This is a genomic window from Micromonospora sp. NPDC051543, assembly GCF_044454415.1.
Classification (GTDB): domain Bacteria; phylum Actinomycetota; class Actinomycetes; order Mycobacteriales; family Micromonosporaceae; genus Micromonospora.
In genome coordinates this window covers 34,492-59,335 of record NZ_JBITDT010000022.1, presented here as the reverse complement: position 1 = coordinate 59,335, position 24,844 = coordinate 34,492, and the positions used below count along the sequence as shown (strand labels likewise).

Here is a 24,844-nt window from a genome sequence, read left to right as displayed (position 1 = left end):
GGCCCTTTAGTTGATGAACCGCAGGTCGTTGAACCAGCCGGCCGACAGCGCCATCACGTAGAAGTCGGTCAGCGCGAGGGTGCCGAGGGTGATCCAGGCGAGCTGCATGTGCCGGACGTTCAACGCCGAGACGAAGGTCCACGCGCGGTAGCGCACCGGGTGCTTGGAGAAGTGCTTGAGCCGGCCGCCGATGATGTGCCGGCAGGAGTGGCAGGAGATCGTGTACGCCCAGAGCATCACCACGTTGAGCAGCAGGACGAGGTTGCCCAGCCCGAAGCCGAAGCCCTTGGGTGAGTGGAACGCGAGGATCGCGTCCCACGTGTTGATCAGCGAGATGATCGCGGCGGCGTAGAAGAAGTAGCGGTGCAGGTTCTGACCGAGCAGCGGGAAACGGGTTTCCCCGCCGTACTCCTTGTGACCGTCCGGGACGGCGCAGGCCGGCGGCGACAGCCAGAAGGACCGGTAGTACGCCTTGCGGTAGTAGTAGCAGGTGAGCCGGAACAGCAGCAGGAACGGCAGGGTCAGCGCGGCGTCCGGGATGATCCACCAGCCGGGCAGGAACCGGCCGAAGTGCGAGGCCTGCTCGACACACCGGTCGGTCACGCACGGGGAGTAGAACGGGGTCAGGTAGTGGAACTGGTCCACCCAGTACCACTTGTGCATGAACACCCGGACCGTCGCGTACGCCACCCAGGCGCCGAGCCCGATCACCGTGATCAGCGGGGCGAACCACCATCGGTCGGTACGCAACGTCTTCGCCGTGATGGCGGCGCGCGCCCGCGCCCCCCGCGGCCTCGTTGCCGTTGAAGTCATTCGAGTCGTCTCCTCGACGGGCCCGTACGGGCGGGCTGCTGTCTCCGGTCGGCACGCGGACCGGCGAACCCGCACCCGCTGCCACGTCATGCGCACACCAACGACCACGCCGGATCGACCGACGCAGCTAAGTGACACACGTTACGCCGATCTTTGCGAGCCGTCCGCGCAAGGGAGTGTCCCGTGTGTCTGGCCTGGTGAAACGCCGAGGCGAGCCGACCGTCGCGGTCCTCAGCCCGACGCGCCTCCGGTGAAGTGCCAGGACGCCAGCCGCACCGAGGGCGCCGCCCACCAGGCACCGTCCACCCGGTCCGGTTGGCGCACCGTCGCCGAGCCCAGCCCGAGCACCGCGCCCGGCCCGAGTGCCCGGGGGTACGACTCGGTGAACCGCAGGTCGCGGACCGCCCGGACGACCGTGCCGTCCTCGATCAGCCACACCCCGTTGCGGGTCAACCCGGTGACGACCAGGCTCTTCGGGTCGAGCACGCGGGTGTACCAGAGGTCGCTGACCAGCAGCCCCCGTCGTACTCCGGCGACCAGCGCCGCCGTGTCCGCGTCGACCACCGCGCCGGCGGCCGTGCCCGTGGTGGTCCGGCCCACCGTGCTGGCCGGGCCGGCCGCCGCAGGCGAGAGTCGGAGGTTGCGGGCCATCGGGCCCCACGTTGCGCCGCCCGCGATCGCGTGTCCGGTGGACTCCGTGCCCGCGTCGGCGGCGGTCCGCCGGTCGTGTGCGACGGCCCGCGTGGTGCCCGCCTCGACCAGGGTCACCGCCCGCCGGCCGGTGCCCTCGGCGTCGAACGGCAGTCCGGATGCGCCGAGCGGATCGTCCACCAGGGTCACCAGCGGGTCGAACTGGGCCGCCCCCGGCTCGGCGAAGGACTGCCGCTCGGCGTACCGCTTGCCGTTGAAGCCGTACCAGGACAGGTTCTGCAACAGGTCCGCCACGGCGGCCGGTTCGAACACCACCTCGTAGCGCCCCGGCGGCAACTCGACCGGATCCGCTGCCGCCTGCGCCTTCGCGGCGGCATGCGCGCCCAACTCGGCCCCGTCGAGGTCGGACAGCCGGTCCGCGCTGTGCCGCGCGACGCCGTCCGCGCCGTCGCGGCGGGCGATGCCGTCCATCGCCGCCTCCGCAGACCGGCCGTACGCGCTGTGCCCCGCCGAGTTCGCGAACGCCGACGAGCGGTGCGCGGTACGGCAGTAACCCGCCGTCGTGAGAGGGCCGGCGGCGGCCACGAACGCGGCCACCCGGTCGGCCCGCTGGTCCGGCTCGGCGTGGGCGGTCGCCTCGTCGACGGGCGGCGCGACCGGCGCGGGCGTGGGCGGCGCCAGGCCCGGCCATCCCGGGTCGAGCGGACCGAGGCGTGTCGCGGCCAAGGTCCGCTCGACAAGCGCGTGCAGCCCGTCAGGGGTGACGATGCTGCCGCTGCCGGCGACGGTGCGTCCGTCGACGTGCACCCGCAGCCGGACGCCGACCGTCGACTCGGAGACGTTCTGGTGGATGGCCGAGTTGGCGAAGCGGGTGAGCGCCAGATCCGCCCGCGTCGCCACCACCTCGGCCTGCACGGCCGGACCACCGAGCCGCCGGACCAACTCGACGACCTGCCCCGCCAGCTCCAACTCGCTCACGCTGGGCCGCCTTTCGTTCGCGACTGCGGGGCTCGCAAGACCGGCTCACTCCTCGCGCTCACGCTGGGCCGCCTTTCGTTCGCGACTGCGGGGCTCGCAAGACCGGCTCACTCCTCGCGCTCACGCTGGGCCACCTTTCGTTCGCGACTGCGGGGCTCGCAAGACCGGCTCACTCCTCGCGCTCACGCGGACACCCCCACCCGGACGTTGCGGAAGCGGGCCGGCGCGGCCGGGTGGCCGGTGTGCCCGATCTGGCCCGGCTGGCCCTTGCCGCAGTTAGGGGTCCCCCAGGGCACCGTCTCGCCGGAGAGCATGTCCATCGAACGCCAGAACAGCGGCCCGATCCCGGTGTACGTCGGATTGCGCAGCATCCGCCCCCGCCGACCGTTCTTGATCTCCCAGCCGATCTCGCAACCGAACTGGAAGTTGAGCCGCTTGTCGTCGATCGACCACGAGCGGTTGAGGTCCATCAGCACGCCGTCGTCGGTGGCCGCGATGATCTCCTCCAGGGTGTGCGGACCGGGTTCCAGGCCCACGTTGGTCATTCGCACCATCGGCAGCCGGGCCCAGCCGTCGGCGCGTACGCTGCCGCCGTAGTCGAGACCCGCCACGGCTGCGGAGTCGCGGCCCGCGAGCACCCCCACCCACCGGCCGTCGCGTACCGCGTCCCGCTTGACGGCGGGGGAGCCCTCGTCGTCGAAACCGAAGCTGCCCAGCGCGCCGGGGATCGTCGGGTCGATGGTGATGTTCATCAGTTCGGAGCCGTAGCGCAGCGAGCCGAGCTGGGCCAGGTCCAGCCAGGACGTGCCGGCGAACGCGGCCTCCCAGCCGAGGATCCGGTCCAGTTCGATGGCGTGGCCCACCGACTCGTGGATCTGCAGGGCCAACTGCTCGCTGCCGAGGATCAGATCCGTCTCGCCGGCCGGGCAGGGTGGCGCGGTGAGCAGCGCCCGTGACTCCTCGGCGATCTGCGCGGCGTGCGCGGCCAGGTCGAGCGAATCGACCAGCTCCCAACCGGTGGTGCCGTACTGCCCCCGGTAACTGGGCCAGGACCGCCGCTGCGTCTCACCGTCGCCGATCGAGGTGGCCGAGATGCCGCCGCCGCACTCACGGATGCGCTGGTCGATGCGGTGACCCTCGCTGGAGACGAACCATTTGGCGGTGTCCCAGATCTGGTAGAGCCCCTCGGCCAGGTCCGCGCCGTGCTCGGCCATGGTGCGGGTCGCGCCGACCAGCAGGTCGCCCTTGTCCGACAGCGGAACACCGAGCGGGTCGATCCGGCAGTCCGAGGACCAGCTCGCCGTCACGGCCTCGACCGCGACCAGGTCGACGGCGGGGCCGGGCACCCGGGCGCTGGCCATCGCGGTCCGGGTCGCGCGCCGGCCGGCGTCGCGGGCGGCGGCGTCCGACAGATCGGGTACGGCGTGAAAGCCCCAGCTGGCGCCGACCAGCGCCCGGACGCCGAGCCCGATGCTCTCGTCCTGGGTCAACTCCTCCACGTCGCCGTTGCGTGCGGTCATCGACTCGTATCGGCGGTGCATCACCCGCGCGTCGGCGTACCGGGCGCCCGCGTCGAGAGCGGCCTGAACGGCGGCGGTGGCCGCGTCGAACTCGGTCATGCGACGACCCTAGGGCAGCGGACCGACGCCCGTCAGGGAAGAAGTTCTTCCGGCCGGATCGTTGCCCGCACCGGCTCGGTCATTTCCAGCACCTCGCCGTGCTTCGCGGCCGCTGCTTCGACATAGTGGCCGCCTTGGCGCTGGTAGAGGCGCAGCGCACCGGTCTCCTGTTCCACCAACAGATACCACCCGATCCCGGCGGCGGCGTAGTAGTGCATCTTCAACACCTTGTCGGTGGATGCGTTGCTCGGTGAGATGATCTCGCATACCAACCGCACGTCACACGCTTCGACGTTGAGTTCGTCGAAGTCGATCGGACCGGTGATCACGAGGTCGGGGATCGGGATCCGACCGGGCCGGAGTCGGACGTTCACCGCCTCCAGCAATTCGAGGCCGGCGGGTCCGGTGGCTGCTTCGAGGATGTTGCCGAGCCTGCGGGAGATGCGCTGGTGTCGGGGGGGTGGGGGCTGGGGTCACGTGGAGGCTCCCGTCGAAGAGTTCGACGCGTTGCTGCGTCTCGCCGAGGGCGAGGTAGTCCTCTTCGGTCCACGGGCCTTCGTGGTTGAACACCGCCGCGGTCATCGTCACCTCCACCTCGTGCCACGGGCAGCCTCTGCTGGTTGCGGGTCCAATGATCGCACTTCGCGTGCGTCCGGGGCCATGGATGCGCGAGGTGACGGGGTGCGGGGCTGATGCGGACTCGTTACGCTCGGGCCCGCTGACACGTGCCGAACTTGTAGCTTATTTTCACCCTCTGGACATTGTTGTAAGTTCTCTTCGTCACTGAGGGAGGTGCCGTGGACAGCTCGGATCCCTACCTGCGGGTGAGTGACCTGCGGGTCCGCTTCGACACCTCCGACGGCGTCGTGCGCGCGGTCGACGGGGTGTCCTTCGCCGTCGAGCGGGGGCGCACGCTCGGCATCGTCGGTGAGTCCGGCTCCGGAAAGAGCGTCACGTCGCTGGCCATCCTCGGTCTGCACGATCCCAAGCGGGCCACGATCACCGGGGAGATCTCCGTCGGTGACCGGCAGCTCGTCGGTCTGCCCGAGGAGGAGGTACGCCGACTGCGCGGCCGGGAGATGGCGATGATCTTCCAGGATCCGCTGTCCGCGCTGCACCCGTACTACACCGTCGGCCGGCAGATCGCCGAGGCGTACCGGGTGCACCACCCGAAGGTCGGTCGGCGTGCGGCCCGCCAGCGGGCGGTGGACATGCTGGACCGGGTCGGCATCCCGCAGCCCGCCCGTCGCTTCGATGCGTACCCCCACGAGTTCTCCGGCGGTATGCGCCAGCGGGCGATGATCGCCATGGCGCTGGTCAACGACCCGGCGTTGCTGATCGCCGACGAGCCGACCACCGCGCTGGACGTCACGGTGCAGGCGCAGATCCTCGACCTGCTCGCCGACCTCCAGGCCGAGTTCCACTCCGCGATCATCCTGATCACCCACGACCTCGGTGTGGTCGGCCAGGTCGCCGACGAGGTGCTGGTCATGTACGGCGGGCGGGCCGTGGAGCACGGCAGCGTGGAGCAGGTGCTCCGCTCGCCGCAGCATCCGTACACCTGGGGGTTGCTCTCCAGCGTGCCGTCGCTGCACGGCGACGCGGACGCGGACCTGGTGCCGATCCCCGGCAATCCGCCGAGCCTCATCAACCTGCCGTCCGGGTGCGCCTTCCACCCGCGCTGCCGTTACGACGACCGGGTCGGCGACCGGTCCCGTGTCGAGGTGCCCGAGTTGCGGCCGGCGGGCGGCGACGGCCACCTGGTCGCCTGCCACCTGAGCGCCGAGGAGCGTGCGGCGATCTACGCCGAGAACGTGGCATCCGTGGGGGTGGCCCGATGAGCGACGAACCACTGCTGCGGGTCCGCGGGCTGACCAAGCACTTTCCGGTACGGCAGGGACTGCGCGCGACCGGCATCGTGCGGGCGGTCGACGGGCTCGACTTCGACGTGCGCCCCGGCGAGACGCTCGGCCTGGTGGGAGAGTCGGGCTGCGGCAAGACGACCACCGGCCGGATGCTGGTGCGGCTGCTGGAGCCGACGAGCGGCAGCATCGAGTTCGACGGGCGGGACATCACCCACGCCGGCCGGCGCGAGCTGCGCCCGCTGCGGCAGGAACTCCAGATCATCTTCCAGGACCCGTACGCGTCGTTGAACCCCCGGCACACGGTCGGTCGGATCGTGGCGATGCCGTTGCAGGTCAACGGCATCAAGCCGCCCGGCGGGATCAAGGCGCGGGTGCAGGAGCTGCTGGAGCTGGTCGGGTTGAACCCGGAGCACTACAACCGGTACCCGCACGAGTTCTCCGGCGGGCAGCGCCAGCGCATCGGTATCGCCCGCGCGTTGGCGCTGCGACCGAAGCTGATCGTCGCGGACGAGCCGGTGAGCGCGCTGGACGTCTCGATCCAGGCGCAGGTCGTCAACCTGCTGCGGGACCTGCAACGAGAACTCGGGCTGGCGTTCGTGTTCATCGCGCACGACCTGGCCGTGGTCCGGCACTTCTGTCAGCGGGTCGCGGTCATGTACCTGGGCCGGATCGTGGAGATCGGCGACCGGGAGGACATCTACGAGCGCCCGCAACATCCGTACACCCGGGCACTGCTCTCGGCGATCCCGGACGTCACGCAGCTCGGTCCGGCGGGCCGGATCCGGTTGACCGGTGACGTGCCCACGCCGCTCGACCCGCCGTCGGGCTGCCGGTTCCGTACCCGCTGCCGGAAGGCGCAGGACGTCTGCGCCACCGAGCAGCCCGCGCTGACGCCGCGCGACGGGGGTCGGCAGGCCACCGCGTGTCACTTCCCCGAAGGGGAAGCGGGCAGCACCGGCCCCGAAGGGGAAGCAGGCAGCACCCGCCCCGAAGGGGAAGCAGGCAGCACCCGCCCCGAAGGGGAAGCGGGCAGCGCCGGCCCCGAGGTAGCGGCGCCGATCATCGAGGAGGTGTCGTCGTGAGCCTGTCCCCGGTGGAGGGTGTGGCGCTGGCCGAGATCGAGTCCGGCTCGGACGCGGACGGACCGGAGGTGAAGGGCGTCGTCGGTCGTTCGCCCGGTCAGCTCGCCTGGATGCGGCTGCGCCGCGATCGCACGGCCGTGGTCAGCGGCGTACTCCTGGTGTTCTTCATGGTGTTGGGGTTGTCCGCCCCGTTGATCGAGATGGTCTACGGCGTCGGGCCGCGCGAGCAGTTCCAGAGCCTGCTGGACGGGTTCGGCATGCCGTTGGGTTACGTCGGCGGGGTCACCGGGGAGCACTGGTTCGGCCTGGAGCCGGGGCTGGGCCGGGACATCTTCATCCGCTTGATCTACGGGCTGCGTACGTCACTGTTCATCGCGTTCGCCGCGGCCCTGATCACGGCCGCGATCGGCATCGCGCTCGGCGCGCTGGCGGGCTACCTCGGCGGCTGGCTGGACGCGGTGATCAACTGGATCACCGACCTGACCCTGGCCATGCCGTTCCTGATCATCGCGTTGGCGCTCACCCCCACGATCACGCTGCGCTTCTACGGCGAGCGGGGGCAGGTGTCGTCCGCGTTCGGGGTGGGGGTGCTGATCGCCGTCTTCGCGATCTTCGGCTGGACCAGCACGGCCCGACTGGTACGTGGGCAGGTGATCGCGCTGCGCGAGCGGGAGTTCGTGGAGGCCGCCAAGGCCAGCGGCGCCGGGTTGGGGCACATCATCTTCCGGCAGCTCCTGCCGAACATCTGGGCGCCGATCCTGGTGTCGTTCTCCCTGGCGGTGCCGCAGTTCATCACGAGCGAGGCCGCGCTGTCCTTCATCGGCGTCGGCCTCAGCGACGAGACGCCGAGTTTCGGCCGGATGATCTACCGCAGTCTGGACTTCCTACAGACCGACCCGGCGTACGTGTTCTTCCCGGGCATCACGATCTTCGCGCTGGTGTTCGCCTTCAACCTTTTCGGCGACGCGTTGCGGGACGCGCTCGACCCGAAGTCGTCCCGGTAGGGGTCACAAACATGGCGCGATTCCTGATCAAGCGACTCTTCTCCGCCACGCTGACCCTGTTCGCGGTGAGCGTGTTGACGTTCCTGATGTTCTTCGCCCTGCCACGCGACCCGGTGAGCAGCATCTGCTCCAAGAACTGCAACGCGGAGCGGTTGGAACGGGTCCGCGACGACCTGGGCCTCAACGACCCGTTGATCAGCCAGTACGCCGGCTACATGAAGGGCATCGTCACCGGTCGTGACCTGGGCAGCGCCCAGGGCGGCCGGTGCGACGCGCCCTGCCTGGGCTGGTCGTACGTCACCAACGAGGCCGTCTCGGACACCATCGCCCGGGTGCTGCCGGTGACGCTGAGCATCGTGATCCCGGCGGCGATCCTCTGGCTGCTGCTCGGGGTGGGACTGGGCATGGTCTCGGCGCTGCGCCGGGGCACCTGGCTGGACCGGGCGGCCATCGGCTTCTCGCTCACCGGCGCGTCGTTGCAGCTCTACTTCGTGGGCGCGGTGCTGCTGCTGGTGTTCGTCTACAACCTGCGGTGGCTGCCGGTGCCCAGCTACACGTCCCTGTTCGACAATCCGGCGAAGTGGGCCAGTGGGCTGGTGCTCGCCTGGGTGGCGCTGGCGTTCCTGTTCTCGGCGATCTACGCCCGGCTGTCGCGGGCGCAGATGCTGGAGACGCTGTCCGAGGACTTCGTCCGGACCGCGCGGGCCAAGGGCCTGGCCAAACCCAAGGTGTACGGGCGACACGCGCTGCGCGCGGCGATCACCCCGGTGGTGACCATCGCGGGGCTGGACGTGGGCGGGGCGCTGGGCGGCACGGTGATCACCGAGACGACGTTCGGCATCCAGGGGTTGGGGCGTACGGCGGTGGACGCCGTGCGCTCGGGCGACCTGCCCACCATCATGGCGACTGTGCTGATCGCCGCCGTCTTCGTGGTGCTGGCGAACGTGCTGGTGGACCTGCTGTACGCGGCCATCGACCCACGGGTGCGGCTGCGCTGAGCCGTGCGCCGTCCCGCGCGTGGCTGCTGGCGGAATTTATCGACAACTGTTACACAACTTGTAGGTTTTCTTCCTTACGATCCTCGGGACGTCGGCGGTTCCCGCCCCGACGGAACCGCACGACACATGGGTGAAGGAGGTACTTCATGCGACCACGCGTGGCGGTTGCCGCAGGCGGCGCGATCGCTCTGGTTGTGACGTTGGGTGCGTGCTCGAAGAACACGGGCGAGGGCACCACGGTGGACAACAACCGGCAGCAGACCGGGGTCATCGCGACCGACCCCAAGGACTCGAAGGGGCCGGCGGCCGAGGTGAGCGGCGCCGCGAAGGGCGGCACCTTCACCATCATCCGGGAGTCGCCGATCTCCCACCTCGACCCGCAGCGGACGTACTCGTTCGCCGGTCTCATGACCAACCCGCTCTTCGCGCGCTACCTGACCACCTGGAAGGACGACGGCAAGGGCGGCCTCGTCCTCGTCGGTGACCTCGCCGAGACGCCGGGCAAGAACGTCAACAACGACTGCAAGGTCTGGGAATTCACCATCAAGGACGGGGTGAAGTTCGAGGACGGCCGGCCGATCACCTCCAAGGAGATCGCGTACGGCATCGCCCGCTCCTTCGACCCCGACCTCTCCGGTGGCCCCACCTATATCCAGGAGTGGCTGGCCGACACCCCGCAGTTCGACACCAAGTGGGACTTCAAGAAGAACAAGACGTCCCTGCCGCCCGGCCTGACCACGCCGGACGCGAAGACGCTGCGGTTCGAGTTCGCCAAGCCGCGCTGTGACCTGCCGTTCGCCGTGTCGCTGCCGACCACCGCGCCGCTGCCCCCGGACAAGGACACCGGCATCGACCTGGACAAGCAGCCGTTCTCGTCCGGCCCCTACAAGGTCGCCAAGAACCAGGTCGGCGTCCAGATCACGCTCGACCGCAACACCAACTGGGACCCGAACACCGACCCGGTCCGGCACCAGTACCCGGACCAGTTCGTCTGGAGCTTCGGCCCGACCGCGGACGCCGCCAACAACCGGGTCATCGCCGACAACGGCGCCGACCAGAGCGCGCTCGCCTTCAACGCCGTACCCGCCTCGCTGGTCGCCAAGGTGGCCGGGGACGCCGCGCTGAAGTCGCGCAGCATCCTCTCGCCGACGCCGAGCGCGAACCAGCTCGTCATCAACAACCAGCGGGTCAAGGACCTGAAGATCCGCCAGGCGCTCAACTACGCCATCGACCGGGAGGGCATGGTCAAGGCGCTCGGCGGCCAGAACGTCGCCGCCCCGCTGACCACGCTGATGCCGCCGGCCACGATCGGCTACAAGGCGTACGAGGCGTACCCGGCGGGCCCCAACGGCGACGTCGCCAAGGCCAAGGAGCTGCTCGGCGGGCAGACTCCGGAGCTGGTCCTCGGTGTCGCCGACAACTCGACCGAGCAGCAGCAGGGCGCCCAGCTCAAGGCCAACCTGGAGCGCGCCGGCTTCAAGATCACGTTGCGGAACATCTCCGACGACGCGAAGCTCGACGAGATCAAGAAGAAGGACAACCCGTGGGACCTGTACATCGGTAACTGGGCGGCGGACTGGCCGAGCGGCGCGGCGATCCTGCCGGTGCTGTACGACGGCCGCAGCATCAAGGCCGAGGGCAACAGCAACCAGTCCTACTTCAACGACCCGACGATCAACGCCGAGATGGACCGGATCCTGGCGCTCGCCCCGTCCGAGCAGGGCCCGGAGTGGGCCAAGCTGGACGAGCGGATCATGAAGGAGCACGCGCCCGTGGTGCCGCTCTACGTCGACGTGGCGTACCACGTGTACGGCTCCAAGGCCGGCGGCGTCTTCGTCTCCAGCGTGTTCGGCTACCCGGCGTTCGTCAACGCGTACGTGAAGCCGTAGGTCACACCGCGGAAAGACAAGGGTCCCCGCCCGACAACGCCGTCGGGCGGGGACCTTGCCGGATTTTGATCAATTGGGTGCGGCGTCAAGTTGGTTCAGTGAAAGGGCGTTGCCGGCCGGGTCAGTCGCTCGCCGTCGACGAAGAGATCGACTTTTTCGTTGTAGAAGGCGATCAGGCCGGCGATCGGCAGGAGTGCGGCGGTCGGGAAGTCGTACGACCAGGCCAGGTCCGGGTGGGTTTGGTCATCGAGGCGGATGGACCAGTAGTCGCTGGTCTGGCCCTTGTACGGGCAGGCGGTCCTCGTCGCCGACGCCACGAGGTGCCGGAAGTTCACGTCGGTCCGGTTGAGGTAGTAACGGGGCGGTAGACCGGTTTCGAAGACCATCACGGGCGACGTCGACTCGGCCAGGACGACCCCTTCCAGTTCCACCCTGACGCTGCGGGTGGAACGCACTGCGTCCACCCGCGAGAACGGGTTGCGGGGGTGCACGAAGACCTCTTCGTCCTCCTCGAACCAGGCATCCATGGCTGCCCAGTCGAACCGGATCGTGTCCGCCAACCCGGCGAGCGCGTCGTCTCCGTACAACCGCCCGCACGAAGGACGGATCGTCTCGCCAACCTGCAGCCCGTGCAGCCGCGCGGTCCCGCGCCGGGACGCCTCGGTGCCCTCGCCCTCGATCAACAGGTTGCGATTCACGTCGTCGACGGGGATGTAGTACTGCGGGAAGAACGGCCATTCCCACACGTACAACGCCCGCGTGGTCTCCAGGACCTGCTCGCCGCCGAGGAAGGCTCGGATCCGGCGAGGCACCGGCTCAATGTGGTCGACCGGGACGATCATCTTCGGATAATCCGACACGTTGTCCTCCCGTGATGTGACGGCCGGCTCGGGCAGGCGCCGGTTCAACGATCAGGGTGGCCCCCGCGTCGTCACATGAGTTTGTTGCAGAGACCGTAGCCGATCTCGCCTATCGTGACGAGTCCCGCGCGATGATGGCCAGGTGAAGCCGATCTACCCAGATGACGGCGATGTCGATCGGAACGCCGTACCAGGTCTGCGCCCCGTACCTACGGACGACGCGACCTCAGTCACGGTCGACGTCGACGGAGAGACGTTCGCCCTGCGCCCGAACGAGTGCGACGGCACCGACTACACGTGGCTCACCGGGCCGAACCCCGGCTACGGATTCGGTGTTGGTCCGACTCTCGGCCTGTCGCTCGACGAACACCGGGAGAACATCCGCGACTTCCTGGCGATGGTCGATCCCGCCACCGGGCGCATCGAGGACGACTAGCGTGAAGCCTTGGCGGCAGATCTTGGACAGTTTCGTTACGTGCTGACGAAACTGTCCAAGATTGCGAGTTGCGGTGAGTGAGGAGCGGCCGGGGTCGCGCCGCGTGGAGCTGCTCGGCCGTCTCGCCGAGGCGATCGGGTCCGTTGATGTCGCACACCCGGTACGGGTTGCCGTCGACGGTCCACCAGCCACCGGCAAGACCACCCTCGCCGATGAGCTCGCCGTCGTCCTGCGGAGTCAGGGCCGATACGTCATCCGCGCGACGATCGACGACTTCCTCTTTCCCCGGGCCCGACGCTATCCGCGCGGCGAGTACTCGGCCGAAGGCTGCTACTTCGACACCCACGACTGGGCGGCGCTGAACCGGGTTCTGCTCGATCCCCTCGGACCGGGCGGCGATCGGGGCTTCCAACCCGCGGTGTACGACAGACCCACGGATACCGTGCTGTCCCCGCCGAGCAGGACGGCCCCCGCCGACGCCGTGCTGGTGTTCGACGGCGTCTTCCTCATGCGCCCGGAACTGATCGATCGGTGGGAGCTGCGCATTCTCGTCTCCACAGCGATCGAGACGACGGTGGACCGTGCCGTGATCCGAGAGCGGCGGGTGTCCTCCCGGGCCGAGGTCGAACGGCGCTGGCGGGAGCGTTACATCCCCGCTCAACAGCTCTACTTCGACACCGTGCGCCCGGCCGATCACGTCGACTTCGTCGTGCACAATGACGAGCCGCAGCAGCCGGTCTGGGAGACCCGCGCACGCTGACCGGATGGGAGCTGTGATGACGCGACCGACACTGTTCCTGACGGTGGGGCTCCCGTGTACGGGAAAGACCACTGCGGCCCGGGCGATCGAGGTCGAGCAGAAGGCGCTTCGGCTGACCAAGGACGAGTGGGTGAAGGCCCTCTACGGAGCCGAGAATCCGCCCGCGGCCTCGGACGTGATCGAGGGGCGGCTCATCGAGATCGGGCTGCGCGCCCTCGAACTCGGCAACAACGTGGTGATCGACTTCGGCCTCTGGAGTCGGGACGAGCGATCCGCTCTGCGGCAGGCCGCGGCCGACCTCGGCGCGGAGGTGGAGCTGCGTTACTTCGAACTCACCCCGGCCGAGCAGCGTGTGCGGCTCGATCAGCGCCAGGCGGATGTGCCCCACACGACGTGGCCCATGTCCGACGAGGAACTCGCCGAGTGGGCCACCCGCATGGACGTCCCGACGCCAGGCGAACTCGACGGCTCCGAACCTCTCGACGACCCCCCGGCCGGGTTCACGACCTGGCACGAGTGGCGGGCTGACCGATGGCCGCCGAGTCGGCGCGATCTTCCCTGATCGACGCGGCAACGACGCCGATGGCGGTGCGTGCTGGGCCCGTAGCCAGCAACAACCCTGATGTTGCCGCCTGCCGAGCCTCTGAAGCAGCAACAACCCTGATGTTGTGACGATCCGGGGCGTGGGGCGCCCACCGGCGAGCCGGAACAGGTGACACGATGCGGCCGTGTCGAACTGGACGGCTATGCCAAGGAACGCATCGTCACCGGCCTGCTGTGCGATGGGAAGCGGGTCGGTCTGGGAGGGCGGGACACGATGACCCCGGCTGTGCGCTCGGCCGACATCCTCGAACAACTCGACGCCGCAGCCAAAGAGTTCCGGTTTCCGGACCTCGACAACGGCTACTCCTACGCCGTCGACGCCCGGCTGCACGGCTATCGGGACGCGGGGCGGTGGGCTCTCATTGTCGAGACGATCGGCTACTCGCCACGGGCCGGCAACCTCACCGACGTGCTCTTCGTGTTCGGCAACTGCCTGACCAGCGGCGAACCTGGCGCCGACAACGGCGACTTTCTCGATCGGGTCGACAACTGGGACGAGATAGAGGATCCGGAGGAGCCGGAGACGTACCGGGGCGGTCCCTTGGTGCTCCGCGGTCAAGACATCGCCGTTGCCGGCGAATCAGGTGAGGATCTCATCGACGTACTGCGTCGGCTTGTTCCGCGTCACCGCGAGCTTCTCCTGGCGAACGAACGGGAACTACGCCGCCGAATCCCCGTCGACCTGCCCGAGATTCTGCGGCTGGACGAGTGGCACCACCCTGACCTGGCTGGTGGCTCACGTCCAGGCCAGTCCGAGACGTTCCGCCAGATCGCCGATGTCCTGGCGACCGGCGATCGCACCCGCTACGCACCCCAAGCGCGGCCGAACACACACTGGTCCCACTGGCCGGAGTCGGGGAGCCTGTAGCCGACGAGGTCGCCGGAGGTCAGGCGCTCCAGCCACTGCTGTTCGGCTGCTCGGCCGTTGACCGTGTCATATCGGTCTGTTTGGCTGCCCTCGCGTTGATCTCGAAAACCCCTCACACAACGGGAGATAGCCATGTCCTTCGGTGCCGCCGTCAAATCGGTGCTCAGCCAGTACGTCGGATTCACAGGTCGGGCCCGCCGCTCTGAGTACTGGTGGTTCGTCCTGTTCACCGTCCTTGTCAGCATCGTCGCCTCGGTCCTGGACAACGCACTGGGACTGACCTTCGTGGACGGTTCGTCCAGCGGTTTTATCGGCCTCATCGCCTCCCTGGCGCTGCTGCTCCCGTCGCTGGCTGTCGCGGTGCGACGCCTGCACGACACCGACAAGACGGGGTGGTGGTTGCTGATCGGCCTGGTGCCCATCGTGGGCGCCATCGTCCTGATCGTGTTCCTCGTTCAGGACGGCACGCCCGGAGCGAACCGGTTCGGTCCCAGCCCCAAGCACTGACCTGTCCGCGCTACAAAGCGACCCCAGTTCCGGCAGCAGCGTCGGAACGGGGGTCGCTTCTGTTTCCGCCGCTCACCCCAGGTGAGTACGCAGGAATTCCAGTTCCAGCGGAAGTAGCCGCTCGGCGGTGCCGTTCGCGGCCATGTGGGTGGCGCCGGTCAGCGGCAGCACGGCGTGCGGCCGGCCGGTGGACAGCAGCGCCGCCGACAGCCGCAGCGTGTGCGCGGCCACCACGTTGTCGTCGACCAGGCCGTGCACCAGCAGCAGCGGGCGGGCCTGGTCCGGACCGGTGACCGGCTCGGCGGCCAACTCGACGAGCGAGTGGTGCGCGTACACGTCCATGCCGTCCTCCGGCAGGCCGAGATACCGCTCGGTGTACGCGGTGTCGTACAGCGTCCAGTCGGTCACCGGGGCGCCGGCGATGCCGCACTTGAACAGCTCCGGGTGCCGCAGCACCGCCAACCCGGCCAGCCACCCGCCGAACGACCAGCCGCGGACGGCCACCCGGCCGAGGTCCAGGTCCGGGTGCTTGCCGGCGAGCGCGGTCAACGCGTCGATCTGGTCGGTCAGGATCACGTCGGCCAGCCGCCGGTGGATGGCCTTCTCGAACGAGGGCGCCACTCCCGGCGTACCCCGGTTGTCGATCGTGACCACCGCGAACCCGGCGTCGGCCCACCACTGCCGCTCCAACCACGCGGCCCGCGCCGCCACCACCTCCTGGTGCCCGGGGCCGCCGTAGATGTCCAGCAGCACCGGCAGCCGCCGGCCGGTCACGTGATTGTCCGGGTAGAGCACCGCCGTCGGCAGCCGCCGGTCGGTCACCCGTTCCAGCAGCGGCAGGGGCGAGTACGGCGGCTCGGCGGCCAGCGACCGCAGCTCGGTCAACTCCTGACCGCCGCGCGACACGATCCAGCGCACCCCGGCGTGGTCCAGCGACGCCGTCCCGACCACCAGCACGTCCCCGCCCACGGCCGCCGTGTGCCAGCCCGAGTCGGTGGTGATACGGCGGGCGTCCACTCCGCCGCCGATCGTCGTACGGACCCGGAACAGGTGCTTCTCGCTGGGCTCGCCGTCGCTCGCCTCCACCAGCAGGTCGGCGGGACCGCTGACGGCCGGCAGCCGACCCACGACCCGCCGCACGTACAGCGAGGGTGGGGTGAGCAGCGTGCCGTCGGCGAACAGGCACCGCGCGTCGTACCCGTCGTGGGCCAACTCGCCCCCGACCAGCACCCGGCCGTCGGGCAGGTGCGCCGGGGTACCGGCGATCGGCTCCACCCAGCGCGGGTCGGCCAGCTCGGCGTGGACCTGCGTCTCACCGGTACGCGGGTCCACCGCGAGGACCAGCCCGTGCTGCTGCGAGCGGCGCAGCACGGTGATCAGCGGGCTGCCCTCACCCCAGCTCACCCCGGTCAGGTACGGGTAGGTCTCCCGGTCCCAGTGCACGTCGACCCAGCCGTCGTCGAGGTCCAGCAGGTGCAGGCTCACCTCGGCGTTCGGGCCGCCGGCCCGGGGATACGCGACGGCGGTCGGCGGACTGCCCGGCTCGGCCGGGTCGTGCAGGTGCCAGCGCTCCAGCCGGGACTCGTCCACCCGGGCGGCGAGCACCATGCGCCCGTCCGGGGCCCACCAGTAGCCCCGGTACCGGCCGAACTCCTCGGCCGCGATGTGCTCGGCCAACCCCCAGCTCACGCCCGCGTCCTCGCCGGCCAGCAGCGTGTCGGCACCGTCGGCGTCGATCACCCGCAGCTCACCCCGGCGTACGCCCTCGGCCGCGTCGGTCACGTAGGCCAGGCGCTCGCCGGTCGGATCGGGTCGAGGGTCCAGCACCGGACCGACGGTGGCCACCTCCACCACGTCGCCGTGCACCAGGTCGGCCCGGAACAGGCGGCCGGCCAGCGCGAACACGGCCACCCGGCCGGCGGCGTCCAACGCGTACGAGCCGATGCCGGCGGCGCTGAGCCGGAGCCGTTCCCGCAGCGCCCGCTCGCCGGGGCTGAGCGCCCGGACGTCGCCGTCGTCGCCCAGCAGGGCAGCCGGGTCGGCCACGAGATGTTCCTCGCCGGTCGCCACGTCCAGCAGCCAGAGCGCGTCCGCCGGATCCTCCGGCCCGGCCGAGCGCAGGAAGATCACCCGGGAGCCCTCCGCGGCCACGGAGACAGCGCGGGGCGCGCCGTGGCTGAACCGGCGGGTACGGGCGGCCAGCTCCGGAAAGTCCACAGGCCAAATCGTAGAGCCGCGCCGGGCGTGATGTGGCCGACCTGGGCGGACGCGTCCAACGACTCCCGGGCCGTACCGCCGGTTAGAGTGACCGTCGTGACGACGCTGCCCGACCGCCGCCTGCTGCTGGTCCACGCGCACCCTGACGACGAGTCGATCGGCACCGGCTCGACCATGGCCCACTACGCCGCCGCCGGCGCGCACGTCACGTTGGTGACCTGCACGCTCGGCGAGGAGGGCGAGATCCACGTACCGGCGCTCGCGCAGCTCGCCGCCGCCGAGGCCGACCAGCTCGGCGGGTACCGGATCGCGGAGCTGGCGGCCGCCTGCGCGGCGCTCGGCGTCGCTGACCACCGCTTCCTGGGCGGCGCCGGTCGTTACCGCGACTCCGGGATGATGGGCCTCGCGACGAACGAGCACCCCCGGGCCTTCTGGCAGGCCGACCTCGACGAGGCCGCCGGGCACCTGGTGGAGATCATGCGAGAGGTACGCCCGCAGGTGCTGATCACCTACGACCCGAACGGCTTCTACGGCCACCCCGACCACATCCAGGCGCACCGGGTGGCGATGCGCGCCGTCGAGCTGGCCGCCGTCGAGGGCTGCGCCCCGGCCAAGGTCTACTGGACGGCCATGCCGCTCAGCGTGCTGGAGGCCGGCATGTCGCACTTCGCCGAATCTTCGGACAATCCGTTCGCCGGCATCCAGGATCTGGCCGAGCTGCCCTTCGGCACTCCGGACGAGCAGATCGCCGCCCGGATCGACGGCACCGACCAGCACGCGGCCAAGGAGGCGGCGATGCGGGCGCACGGCACCCAGATCCCGGCCACCTCGTGGCTCTACTCGATCGCGGGCAACTTCGGCGGCGAGTTCATGGGTGTGGAGTTCTTCACCCTCGCCGTCGGCGCGAAGGGTCCGGGTTTCGGCCCGTACGGCTGGGAGGACGACCTCTTCGCCGGGCTGCCGGATGTGGCCGACGCGGACCGCTCCCCGGTCGCGGCGGCCGGTCTCCGGTGACGTTGCCCGCCGCGCCGATGTCGGTCGTGAACGATCAGGACGCCCCGCCACCGGCGGGGCCGCCGCCGCGTCTGCTGGACCTGGGCCTACGGGTGGCCGGCGCGATCGTCGTGGTGGTGGCCGGTGTGGTGACGGGGGTGCTGGAGCTGCTGCTCGCCACCGTCCGGGTCGGCGGGCAGCTCATCGGCTTCTCGGCGCTGCTCGCCGTCGGCGCGAACATCCTGCTGAGCTGGTTCGCGCACGAGGTGGTCGGCCGTCGCTGGGCGGTGGCGCTGCCGGCGGTGCCGTGGTTCGCCCTGATGGCGGTGGCGGCCATCCGCACCACCGAGGGCGACCTGCTGCTGGCCGGCGACAACTGGGTCGGCCTGGCGATGATCGTGGCCGGCGCGATGACGTTCGCCGTGATGGGCTTCCGGCAGGTCCTCGCCCCGCCACCGACGCTGGGCGGCTGGTGACGTCACACAGCTACGAGTGGTAGATATTCCTGCCAGGGAAGCGGCCCCGCGAACGGGGCGTACGGCAGGAGGTCGTGCGATGGACAGACGGTGGCGGACCATCGGGGTGCTCGCGGGAGGGCTCTTCGCGGTCAACGTGGTCGCTCGCCTGGTCACCCGATTCGGTTTCGACAGCGACGACGCTGCGGCCGACCGGGTCTCACTGGTGATGTTCGTGGTGATCGGGTTGGCCCTGGCCGTGGTCGCCTTCCGCTGGGGACGCGTCCGGCCGCTGGCCGTCTGGGCGGCCGACGTGGCCGTCGTGGTGGTGATCGCGGTGGCCCTGACCGTCCTGGTCGGGCCGTTGGTCGTCGGCCACAGCCCGTTCGCCGGTGGCGCGGGGACGTTCTTCGCCCAGATCTGGCTCTACCTGCTGGCCACCGGCCTCGGTGTGCTGGGCGGCTACCTGGTGGCGACCGCCCTCGGTCTCGACTACCGCTCGCAGCAGCTCAAGCGCTACGCCGAGACCAAGGCCGCCAAGCCCCGCCGCGTAGTCCGCCGCTGACGCCAACCCGGAACCTCTCGTCGATCTTGCACTTTCGGTTGTCGATATGAGGGCAGATGCCCTTTATGTCGCCGCAGAAAGTGCAAGATCGACGCTCGGGGGGCGGTGCGGGGGCGGGCTCGGGGCGACGCGCGTCAGGTAGGTGTGGTGGGTGGTGAAGCCCAGCGTTCGGTAGAGGGCGATGGCTGGGGTGTTGCGCTGTTCCACCTGCAGGAACGCGTGGGTCGCGCCGGCCGACACGCCCCAGGCGGCCAGCTCGCCGAGCACGCGGCGGGCCAGCCCCTGCCGGCGGGCGGCCGGCACCACCTCGATCAGGCTGAGGCCCAGCCACCGGCCCTGGCCGGTCACCGTTGCCCGGCCGATGGCCGCCAGCGCGCCGTCGACGTACGCGTGGGCGAAGCGGACCTGGTCCACGGCGGTGAGCACGTGCCGGGCGGCATCCGGTAGGCCGCCCTTGCGGCCGGCCGCGATGGCGAGCCAGTCCTCGCTCGGCGCGGTCGCCACCTCGACGACCGCGACGCCCGGCCCACCGAGCGCGAGGGCGTCGACGGGTAGGGGCGCGGTCTGGACGAGGGTCGGTGGGCGCGTGGTCCAGCCGCGCTCGTCCAGCTCGGCGCCGACCGGCGCGGCGAGCGGCAGCGGCGTGTTGATGATCGCGGGCTGACCCCGTTCGGCGTACCAGCGCTCCACCGCGTCCACGGCCGCCGGCAACGGCCGGTCGGGATCGCCGATGGGCAGGGCCGAGTTGGCCCGGCCGGTCCAGCCCTCGGCCGAGCGCAGCAGCCAGTCACCGAGTCGGCCTCGGGTCGGGGCGGGCCACGCCTCGTTGGCGGCCCGTTCCAGCGCCACCACCGCCGCGGCCGTCGGCCGGCGGGTCGGCGGTACCCGCTTCGCCCGGTGCACCTGCGCCACCGGGACACGTAGGGGGCCCTGCGCCGTCGCGAGGGTGAGATGGGTCTCGCTCAGCTCGACCAGCTCGCCGAGAGCGTCGCTGAACAGCGGGCGGCCTTCGCGAATCCCCACAATCCGGCGTACTACGATCCGATGTCCCACATCCTGCTGTCGGAGCACGATCGACCCCCTCCCCGGCGAGATACTAGGCTCTTACCGTCGCGGGAGATCGCGGCGCGTCTTGCGGAGGAGAAGACCGGTGACCTACATCATCGCCGAGCCGTGCGTGGATGTGCTCGACAAGGCATGCATCGAGGAATGCCCGGTCGACTGCATTTACGAGGGCAACCGGATGCTCTACATCCACCCCGACGAGTGCGTCGACTGTGGTGCCTGTGAGCCCGTCTGCCCGGTGGAGGCGATCTTCTACGAGGACGACGTCCCGGAGCAGTGGAAGGACTACACCGGCGCGAACTACGAGTTCTTCGAGGACCTGGGCTCGCCCGGGGGCGCCTCGAAGATCGGCAAGGTGGAGAAGGACGCGACCTTCGTCGCCGCGCAGCCGCCGCGCGGCGAGGGCCACTGAACCGGCCCGCGCCGGTCTCGGCACGGCTACCCGAGTTCACCTGGGACACCCTGGACGCCGCGGCCACCCTGGCCGCGGCGCATCCGGAGGGCCTGATCAACCTCTCCATGGGTACGCCGGTCGATCCGGTCCCGGCGGTGATCCGTCAGGCGCTGGCTGACGCGTCCGACGCGCCGGGCTACCCGCTGACCGCCGGCACCCCGGCGCTCCGCGACGCCATCGCCGCGTGGGTGGCCCGGGCCTGTGGCGCGGGCGTCGACGGTCTCGGTGTGCTGCCGACCATCGGCTCCAAGGAGCTGGTCGCCTGGCTGCCCACCCTGCTCGGCATCGGCCCGGGCGACGTGGTCGTCGTGCCGTCGATCGCCTACCCGACGTACGAGGACGGTGCCCGGCTGGCCGGCGCGACCGTGGTCCGCGCCGACTCGCTCACCTCGGTCGGGCCGACCTCGCGGGTCCGGTTGGTCTGGATCAACTCGCCCGGTAACCCGACCGGCCGGGTGCTGCCCGCGGCGCACCTGCGCAAGGTCGTCGACTGGGCCCGGGAACGTGGCGCGGTGGTCGCCAGCGACGAGTGCTACCTGCCGCTGGGCTGGTCGGCCGAGCCGGTCTCGGTGCTGTCTCCGCAGGTCTGCGGTGGCGACCACACCGGTGTGCTGGCCGTGCACTCGCTCTCCAAGCGGTCCAACCTCGCCGGTTACCGAGCAGGGTTCGTGGCCGGCGATCCGGCTCTCGTCGCCGAGCTGCTGAAGGTCCGTAAGCACGCCGGAATGATCGTGCCCGCGCCGGTGCAGGCCGCGATGGTGGCCGCCCTGCAGGACGAGGGGCACGCCGTCGAGCAGCGGGAGCGCTACCGCGCCCGGCGCGAGGTGTTGAGCGCCGCGTTCACCGAGGCTGGTTTCACGATCGAGCACTCGGAGGCGGGCCTCTACCTCTGGCTCACCCGCGACGAGGACTGCTGGCAGACCGTCGACTGGCTGGCCCGGCGCGGCATCCTGGTGGCGGCCGGCGCGTTCTACGGCCCCGCCGCCCAGCGGTACGTGCGGGTGGCGCTCACCGAGTCCGACGAGCACGTCGCCGCGGTTGCCGGCCGGCTGCGGGCCTGACCGGGGCGTCCGGCGATGACCGACGGCACGACCGTCCCGACGCCGGACGCCGGTGCCGCCACGCCAGCGGGCGACCAACGCCGCGAGGCGAGTGACCAACGCCGCGAGGCCGCCGGGTCGGGCCCGGAGGCGGACGACCGGAATCCCGCGGCCGGCGGGGCGTACGCCCGGACGCGGGTGGCGGTCGTCGGCACCGGCCTGATCGGCGGTTCGGTGCTGTTGCGGCTGCGCGACGCGGGCCTCGACGTGACGGGCTGGGATCCCGATCCGGCCACCCGGGAGCGCATGCGGTCGTGTGGTGTGTCGGCCCCGGACACCGTCGAGGAGGCCGTCGCCGGTCGGGATCTGGTCTTCCTCTGCGGCCCGCTGCCCACCCTTGCCCGGACGTTGGCGCAGGTGGCCGAGCTGACCGCGCCGGGTTGTGTGCTCACCGACGTGGGCAGCACCAAGGTCGAGGTGGCCGAGGCCGCCGACCGGCTCGGGCTCACCGATCGTTTCGTACCGGGGCATCCGATGGCGGGCGCGGAGTCCGCCGGGCTGGCGGCGGCCTCTTCGACGCTGCTCGCGGGCGCCGCCTGGGTGCTCTGCCCGGCGCCGGGCGCGGCGACGCTCGCCTTCCGCTGGCTCACCGGGCTCCTGGTGGAGGTGTTCGGCGCCCGGGTGGTGCCGATGTCCCCGGCCACGCACGACTCGGTGGCCGCGCTCGCCTCGCACGTTCCCCACCTGCTGGCCGGCGCGTTGGCCGGTGCGACGCAGCGGTCGCCGCTGCGCGACGCGGTATTGGCCCTGGCCGCGGGCAGCTTCTCCGATGGCACCCGGGTCGCCGGGACGCCGGCCGAGCGGACGGCCAACATGCTGCTCGGCAACCGAGAGCGGGTGCTGGACGAGTTGGACGAGGTGCGCGTACTCCTGGATGAGCTGGCGGACGCGCTGCGGTCCGCCGACGCGACGGGGTTGACCGCCCGGTACGCGCAGGCCGGCGCGGCGCGCTCGGCGCTGCGGGATCGGCGGTTCGCCGCGGCGGACCGCGAGTTCCCGGCCGACGGCGACCACACCGTCGAGGTGGCCTGGCTGCGCGAACTGGGTATTGCCGGCGGCCACCTGACCGGCTGCCGGGTCGGTCCGGACGTCGTCTCCTACCCGGCACTGCTGCCGCTGGCTGACTAGGGTCTGGTTCACAAGGACTGGCCAGCCGCCCTCATGAAACAGGCCCTAGGCTGACAGCCATGGCGACGGACGGCCCGGTGGTGCAGGTACGCGGCGAGGCGACCCGGGAGGTGCCGCCCGAGCTGGCCCGGTTCGGGGTCACCGTGACGGCGCGCGGCCGGGACCGGGAGGCGACGCTCACCCAGTTGGCCGAGGGGGCAGCCGCCGTCCGGGTGCTGCTGGACGGCTCCGAGCCGGCGGTGGCCCGGCGGGAGACCGGCGACCTGTGGGTCCGGCCGCAGACCAAGCGCTCGGGTGAACGCGTGGTGGGCTGGCTCGGCAGCGTCACCACCAACGTGACGGTCACCGACTTCACCGCGCTCGGTGAGCTGATGCTCCGGCTCGCCGACCAGGATCAGGTCGAGGTGTCCGGCCCCTGGTGGGAGTTGCGCCCGGACAGTCCGGCGTACCGCGAGGCGCGGCACGCCGCGATCGGCGACGCGCTGCTGCGCGCCCGGGAGTACGCCGAGGCGCTGGGCGCCCGGGTCACCGCCCTCATCGAGCTGGCCGACGCCGGTCCGGCCGACCGGCCGATGTTCGCCCGCGCGGCGTACGCCGGAGGCGGTGCCGGCGGTGGTGTTCCCGAACTGGAGTTGGACCCGCAACCGCAGACCGTGCAGGCGGCGGTGCAGGCGCGGTTCACGATCAGCGAACCGGTGCTCGACTGATGCCGCCGGCCCGGGTGCTGGCCATCGACGAGCTGGTGGCGCGGGCGCGTGCACTGGCCGACGCCGGCCCGCGACAACTGCTCGGCATCACCGGGGCGCCCGGTGCGGGGAAGTCCACCCTGGCCGAGCGGATCGTCGCCGAGGTCGGGGCGAGCGCGCGGCTGGTGCCCATGGACGGTTTCCACCTGGCCCAGACGCAGTTGGAACGGCTGGGCCGCGCCGACCGCAAGGGCGCGATCGACACCTTCGACGCCAACGGGTACGTCTCGTTGCTGCGCCGGTTGCGTCGGCTGGAGCCGACCTCGGTGTACGCGCCGGAGTTCCGCCGGGAGGTGGAGGAGCCGGTGGCCGGTGCCATCGAGGTGCCGCCGTCGGTCCGTCTCGTGGTTACCGAGGGCAACTACCTGCTGGTGCCGGACTCTCCCTGGGAGGAGGTTCGCACGTTGCTGCACGAGGTGTGGTTCCTCGACCTGGAGGCCGAGCTGCGTCAGCGTCGGTTGACCGCCCGGCACGAGGCGTACGGGCGTTCGCGGGACGAGGCCCGAATCTGGGCGCTGGGCAGCGACGAGGCCAACGCGGCTCTCATCACTCCGACGGCCGTGCACGCCGACCTGGTGGTCCGCCTGCTGGACTAGTCGAGCTCGCGGACCGGTCGGGCCGGGTTGCCGACGGCGACGACGTTGGCGGGTAGGTCCCGGGTGACCACGGCGCCCGCGCCGACGACGGTGTTCGCGCCGACCGCGACTCCGGCCAGGACGATCGCGCCGCCGCCGAGCCAGGCGTTGTCGCCGATGGTGATCGGCTTGGCGGCCTCCCATTTGTCGCGGCGTGGGCCGGGTTGCACCGGGTGGGTCGGGGTGAGCAGTTGCACGTTCGGTCCGACCTGGACGTCCGCGCCGAGGGTGATCGGGGCGACGTCGAGGAAGACCGCGTGGTAGTTGACGAAGCTGCGCGGCCCGATCCGGATGTTCCAGCCGTAGTCGCAGTAGAAGGGCGGACGGACCCAGGTGTCGTCGCCCAGGTCGCCGAGCAGGTCGCGCAGCGCCGCGAGCCGGGCCGCCGGGTCGGCCGCTGAGCTGGTGTTGAAGCGTTCCATCAGGCGGGCGGCCCGGTCCAGGTCGGCGACGAGTTCGGGATCGTCGGCGAGGTAGGGCTCACCGGCCAGCATCCGGTCCTTCATGGAGGTCACCGGTCGATGATGCCGGCGGGGGGCGGTGTCCCGTGGCA

25 protein-coding genes and 1 pseudogene are annotated in these 24,844 nt (G+C 70.8%); 18 read left to right on the top strand and 8 right to left on the bottom strand.

The window, feature by feature from the left end; translation table 11 throughout:
* Positions 1–6: 6 nt before the first annotated feature.
* The 4 genes and pseudogenes from ACIA3K_RS29020 to ACIA3K_RS29005 all read right to left on the bottom strand — a co-directional run bounded on the left by ACIA3K_RS29020 (position 7) and on the right by ACIA3K_RS29005 (position 4,643).
* Positions 7–813, bottom strand: a complete 807-nt coding sequence (locus tag ACIA3K_RS29020) for a hypothetical protein (protein WP_355050620.1) — start codon at positions 811–813, stop codon at positions 7–9.
* Positions 814–1,044: 231 nt separating this feature from the next.
* Complete coding sequence (locus ACIA3K_RS29015; protein ID WP_396804772.1) at positions 1,045–2,442, bottom strand: TldD/PmbA family protein; 1,398 nt, start codon at positions 2,440–2,442, stop codon at positions 1,045–1,047.
* A 182-nt stretch (positions 2,443–2,624) separates the two neighbouring features.
* Positions 2,625–4,061 (bottom strand): TldD/PmbA family protein, encoded by a 1,437-nt coding sequence (locus ACIA3K_RS29010; protein WP_396804771.1) that lies wholly within the window; start codon positions 4,059–4,061, stop codon positions 2,625–2,627.
* Positions 4,062–4,093: 32 nt separating this feature from the next.
* Positions 4,094–4,643: pseudogene (locus ACIA3K_RS29005) on the bottom strand (Uma2 family endonuclease).
* A 215-nt stretch (positions 4,644–4,858) separates the two neighbouring features.
* Between ACIA3K_RS29005 and ACIA3K_RS29000 the strand changes: the two are divergent.
* From ACIA3K_RS29000 to ACIA3K_RS28980, 5 genes are all read left to right on the top strand, one after another.
* Positions 4,859–5,902: an ABC transporter ATP-binding protein gene (locus ACIA3K_RS29000; RefSeq protein ID WP_396804770.1), complete on the top strand. Its 1,044-nt coding sequence runs from the start codon at positions 4,859–4,861 to the stop codon at positions 5,900–5,902.
* The gene (locus ACIA3K_RS28995) at positions 5,899–7,008 is read left to right on the top strand and encodes a dipeptide ABC transporter ATP-binding protein (RefSeq protein ID WP_396804769.1); all 1,110 of its coding nucleotides are present in this window, start codon (positions 5,899–5,901) and stop codon (positions 7,006–7,008) included. The genes ACIA3K_RS29000 and ACIA3K_RS28995 overlap by 4 nt, the downstream gene beginning before the upstream one ends.
* Positions 7,005–8,012: an ABC transporter permease gene (locus tag ACIA3K_RS28990; RefSeq protein ID WP_396804768.1), complete on the top strand. Its 1,008-nt coding sequence runs from the start codon at positions 7,005–7,007 to the stop codon at positions 8,010–8,012. Before ACIA3K_RS28995 ends, ACIA3K_RS28990 begins: the two co-directional genes overlap by 4 nt.
* 11 nt (positions 8,013–8,023) lie before the next feature.
* Positions 8,024–9,010: an ABC transporter permease gene (locus ACIA3K_RS28985; RefSeq protein WP_396804767.1), complete on the top strand. Its 987-nt coding sequence runs from the start codon at positions 8,024–8,026 to the stop codon at positions 9,008–9,010.
* Between the two features lie 146 nt (positions 9,011–9,156).
* The gene (locus tag ACIA3K_RS28980) at positions 9,157–10,899 is read left to right on the top strand and encodes an ABC transporter substrate-binding protein (RefSeq protein ID WP_396804766.1); all 1,743 of its coding nucleotides are present in this window, start codon (positions 9,157–9,159) and stop codon (positions 10,897–10,899) included.
* Between the two features lie 95 nt (positions 10,900–10,994).
* On the opposite strand, the gene ACIA3K_RS28975 is transcribed toward ACIA3K_RS28980, so the two are convergent.
* On the bottom strand, positions 10,995–11,807 hold the full coding sequence (locus ACIA3K_RS28975; protein ID WP_396804765.1) for a DUF427 domain-containing protein: 813 nt from the start codon (positions 11,805–11,807) through the stop codon (positions 10,995–10,997).
* A 94-nt stretch (positions 11,808–11,901) separates the two neighbouring features.
* Between ACIA3K_RS28975 and ACIA3K_RS28970 the strand changes: the two genes are divergently transcribed.
* The 5 genes from ACIA3K_RS28970 to ACIA3K_RS28950 all read left to right on the top strand — a co-directional run bounded on the left by ACIA3K_RS28970 (position 11,902) and on the right by ACIA3K_RS28950 (position 14,933).
* Positions 11,902–12,195, top strand: a complete 294-nt coding sequence (locus tag ACIA3K_RS28970; RefSeq protein ID WP_396804764.1) for a hypothetical protein — start codon at positions 11,902–11,904, stop codon at positions 12,193–12,195.
* A gap of 73 nt (positions 12,196–12,268) precedes the next feature.
* The gene (locus ACIA3K_RS28965) at positions 12,269–12,955 is read left to right on the top strand and encodes a uridylate kinase (protein ID WP_396804763.1); all 687 of its coding nucleotides are present in this window, start codon (positions 12,269–12,271) and stop codon (positions 12,953–12,955) included.
* A gap of 16 nt (positions 12,956–12,971) precedes the next feature.
* Positions 12,972–13,517 (top strand): AAA family ATPase, encoded by a 546-nt coding sequence (locus ACIA3K_RS28960; protein WP_396804762.1) that lies wholly within the window; start codon positions 12,972–12,974, stop codon positions 13,515–13,517.
* 255 nt (positions 13,518–13,772) lie between these two features.
* Entirely contained in the window at positions 13,773–14,426 is a 654-nt protein-coding gene (locus tag ACIA3K_RS28955; protein WP_396804761.1) for a DUF7003 family protein, read from the top strand.
* A 132-nt stretch (positions 14,427–14,558) separates the two neighbouring features.
* Entirely contained in the window at positions 14,559–14,933 is a 375-nt protein-coding gene (locus tag ACIA3K_RS28950; protein ID WP_396804760.1) for a DUF805 domain-containing protein, read from the top strand.
* A 72-nt stretch (positions 14,934–15,005) separates the two neighbouring features.
* Here the strand turns inward: ACIA3K_RS28950 and ACIA3K_RS28945 are convergent, their stop codons facing one another.
* The gene (locus tag ACIA3K_RS28945; protein ID WP_396804759.1) at positions 15,006–17,150 is read right to left on the bottom strand and encodes a prolyl oligopeptidase family serine peptidase; all 2,145 of its coding nucleotides are present in this window, start codon (positions 17,148–17,150) and stop codon (positions 15,006–15,008) included.
* 87 nt (positions 17,151–17,237) lie between these two features.
* On the opposite strand from ACIA3K_RS28945, the gene mshB reads away from it, so the two are divergent.
* The 3 genes from mshB to ACIA3K_RS28930 all read left to right on the top strand — a co-directional run bounded on the left by mshB (position 17,238) and on the right by ACIA3K_RS28930 (position 19,163).
* Positions 17,238–18,164 (top strand): N-acetyl-1-D-myo-inositol-2-amino-2-deoxy-alpha-D-glucopyranoside deacetylase, encoded by a 927-nt coding sequence (mshB, locus tag ACIA3K_RS28940; protein WP_396804758.1) that lies wholly within the window; start codon positions 17,238–17,240, stop codon positions 18,162–18,164.
* A 17-nt stretch (positions 18,165–18,181) separates the two neighbouring features.
* Positions 18,182–18,619, top strand: a complete 438-nt coding sequence (locus ACIA3K_RS28935; protein WP_396804757.1) for a hypothetical protein — start codon at positions 18,182–18,184, stop codon at positions 18,617–18,619.
* A 79-nt stretch (positions 18,620–18,698) separates the two neighbouring features.
* On the top strand, positions 18,699–19,163 hold the full coding sequence (locus tag ACIA3K_RS28930) for a hypothetical protein (RefSeq protein ID WP_396804756.1): 465 nt from the start codon (positions 18,699–18,701) through the stop codon (positions 19,161–19,163).
* Positions 19,164–19,226: 63 nt separating this feature from the next.
* On the opposite strand, the gene ACIA3K_RS28925 is transcribed toward ACIA3K_RS28930, so the two are convergent.
* A complete protein-coding gene (locus ACIA3K_RS28925) occupies positions 19,227–20,234 on the bottom strand; it encodes a GNAT family N-acetyltransferase (RefSeq protein WP_396804755.1) in 1,008 nt (335 codons plus the stop codon).
* 79 nt (positions 20,235–20,313) lie between these two features.
* Between ACIA3K_RS28925 and fdxA the strand changes: the two genes are divergently transcribed.
* From fdxA to ACIA3K_RS28900, 5 genes are read left to right on the top strand one after another with little or no spacing between them, the layout of a single operon-like run.
* Positions 20,314–20,640: a ferredoxin gene (fdxA, locus tag ACIA3K_RS28920; RefSeq protein ID WP_007464872.1), complete on the top strand. Its 327-nt coding sequence runs from the start codon at positions 20,314–20,316 to the stop codon at positions 20,638–20,640.
* Entirely contained in the window at positions 20,637–21,743 is a 1,107-nt protein-coding gene (dapC, locus tag ACIA3K_RS28915; RefSeq protein ID WP_396804806.1) for a succinyldiaminopimelate transaminase, read from the top strand. Before fdxA ends, dapC begins: the two co-directional genes overlap by 4 nt.
* 15 nt (positions 21,744–21,758) lie before the next feature.
* Entirely contained in the window at positions 21,759–22,910 is a 1,152-nt protein-coding gene (locus ACIA3K_RS28910) for a prephenate dehydrogenase (RefSeq protein ID WP_396804754.1), read from the top strand.
* Positions 22,911–22,969: 59 nt separating this feature from the next.
* Positions 22,970–23,617, top strand: a complete 648-nt coding sequence (locus tag ACIA3K_RS28905) for an SIMPL domain-containing protein (RefSeq protein ID WP_396804753.1) — start codon at positions 22,970–22,972, stop codon at positions 23,615–23,617.
* Positions 23,617–24,252 (top strand): nucleoside/nucleotide kinase family protein, encoded by a 636-nt coding sequence (locus tag ACIA3K_RS28900; RefSeq protein WP_396804752.1) that lies wholly within the window; start codon positions 23,617–23,619, stop codon positions 24,250–24,252. Before ACIA3K_RS28905 ends, ACIA3K_RS28900 begins: the two co-directional genes overlap by 1 nt.
* On the opposite strand, the gene ACIA3K_RS28895 is transcribed toward ACIA3K_RS28900, so the two are convergent.
* A complete protein-coding gene (locus tag ACIA3K_RS28895; RefSeq protein WP_355050592.1) occupies positions 24,249–24,806 on the bottom strand; it encodes a sugar O-acetyltransferase in 558 nt (185 codons plus the stop codon). The two genes, ACIA3K_RS28900 and ACIA3K_RS28895, sit on opposite strands and share 4 nt — an antisense overlap.
* Positions 24,807–24,844: the final 38 nt, after the last annotated feature.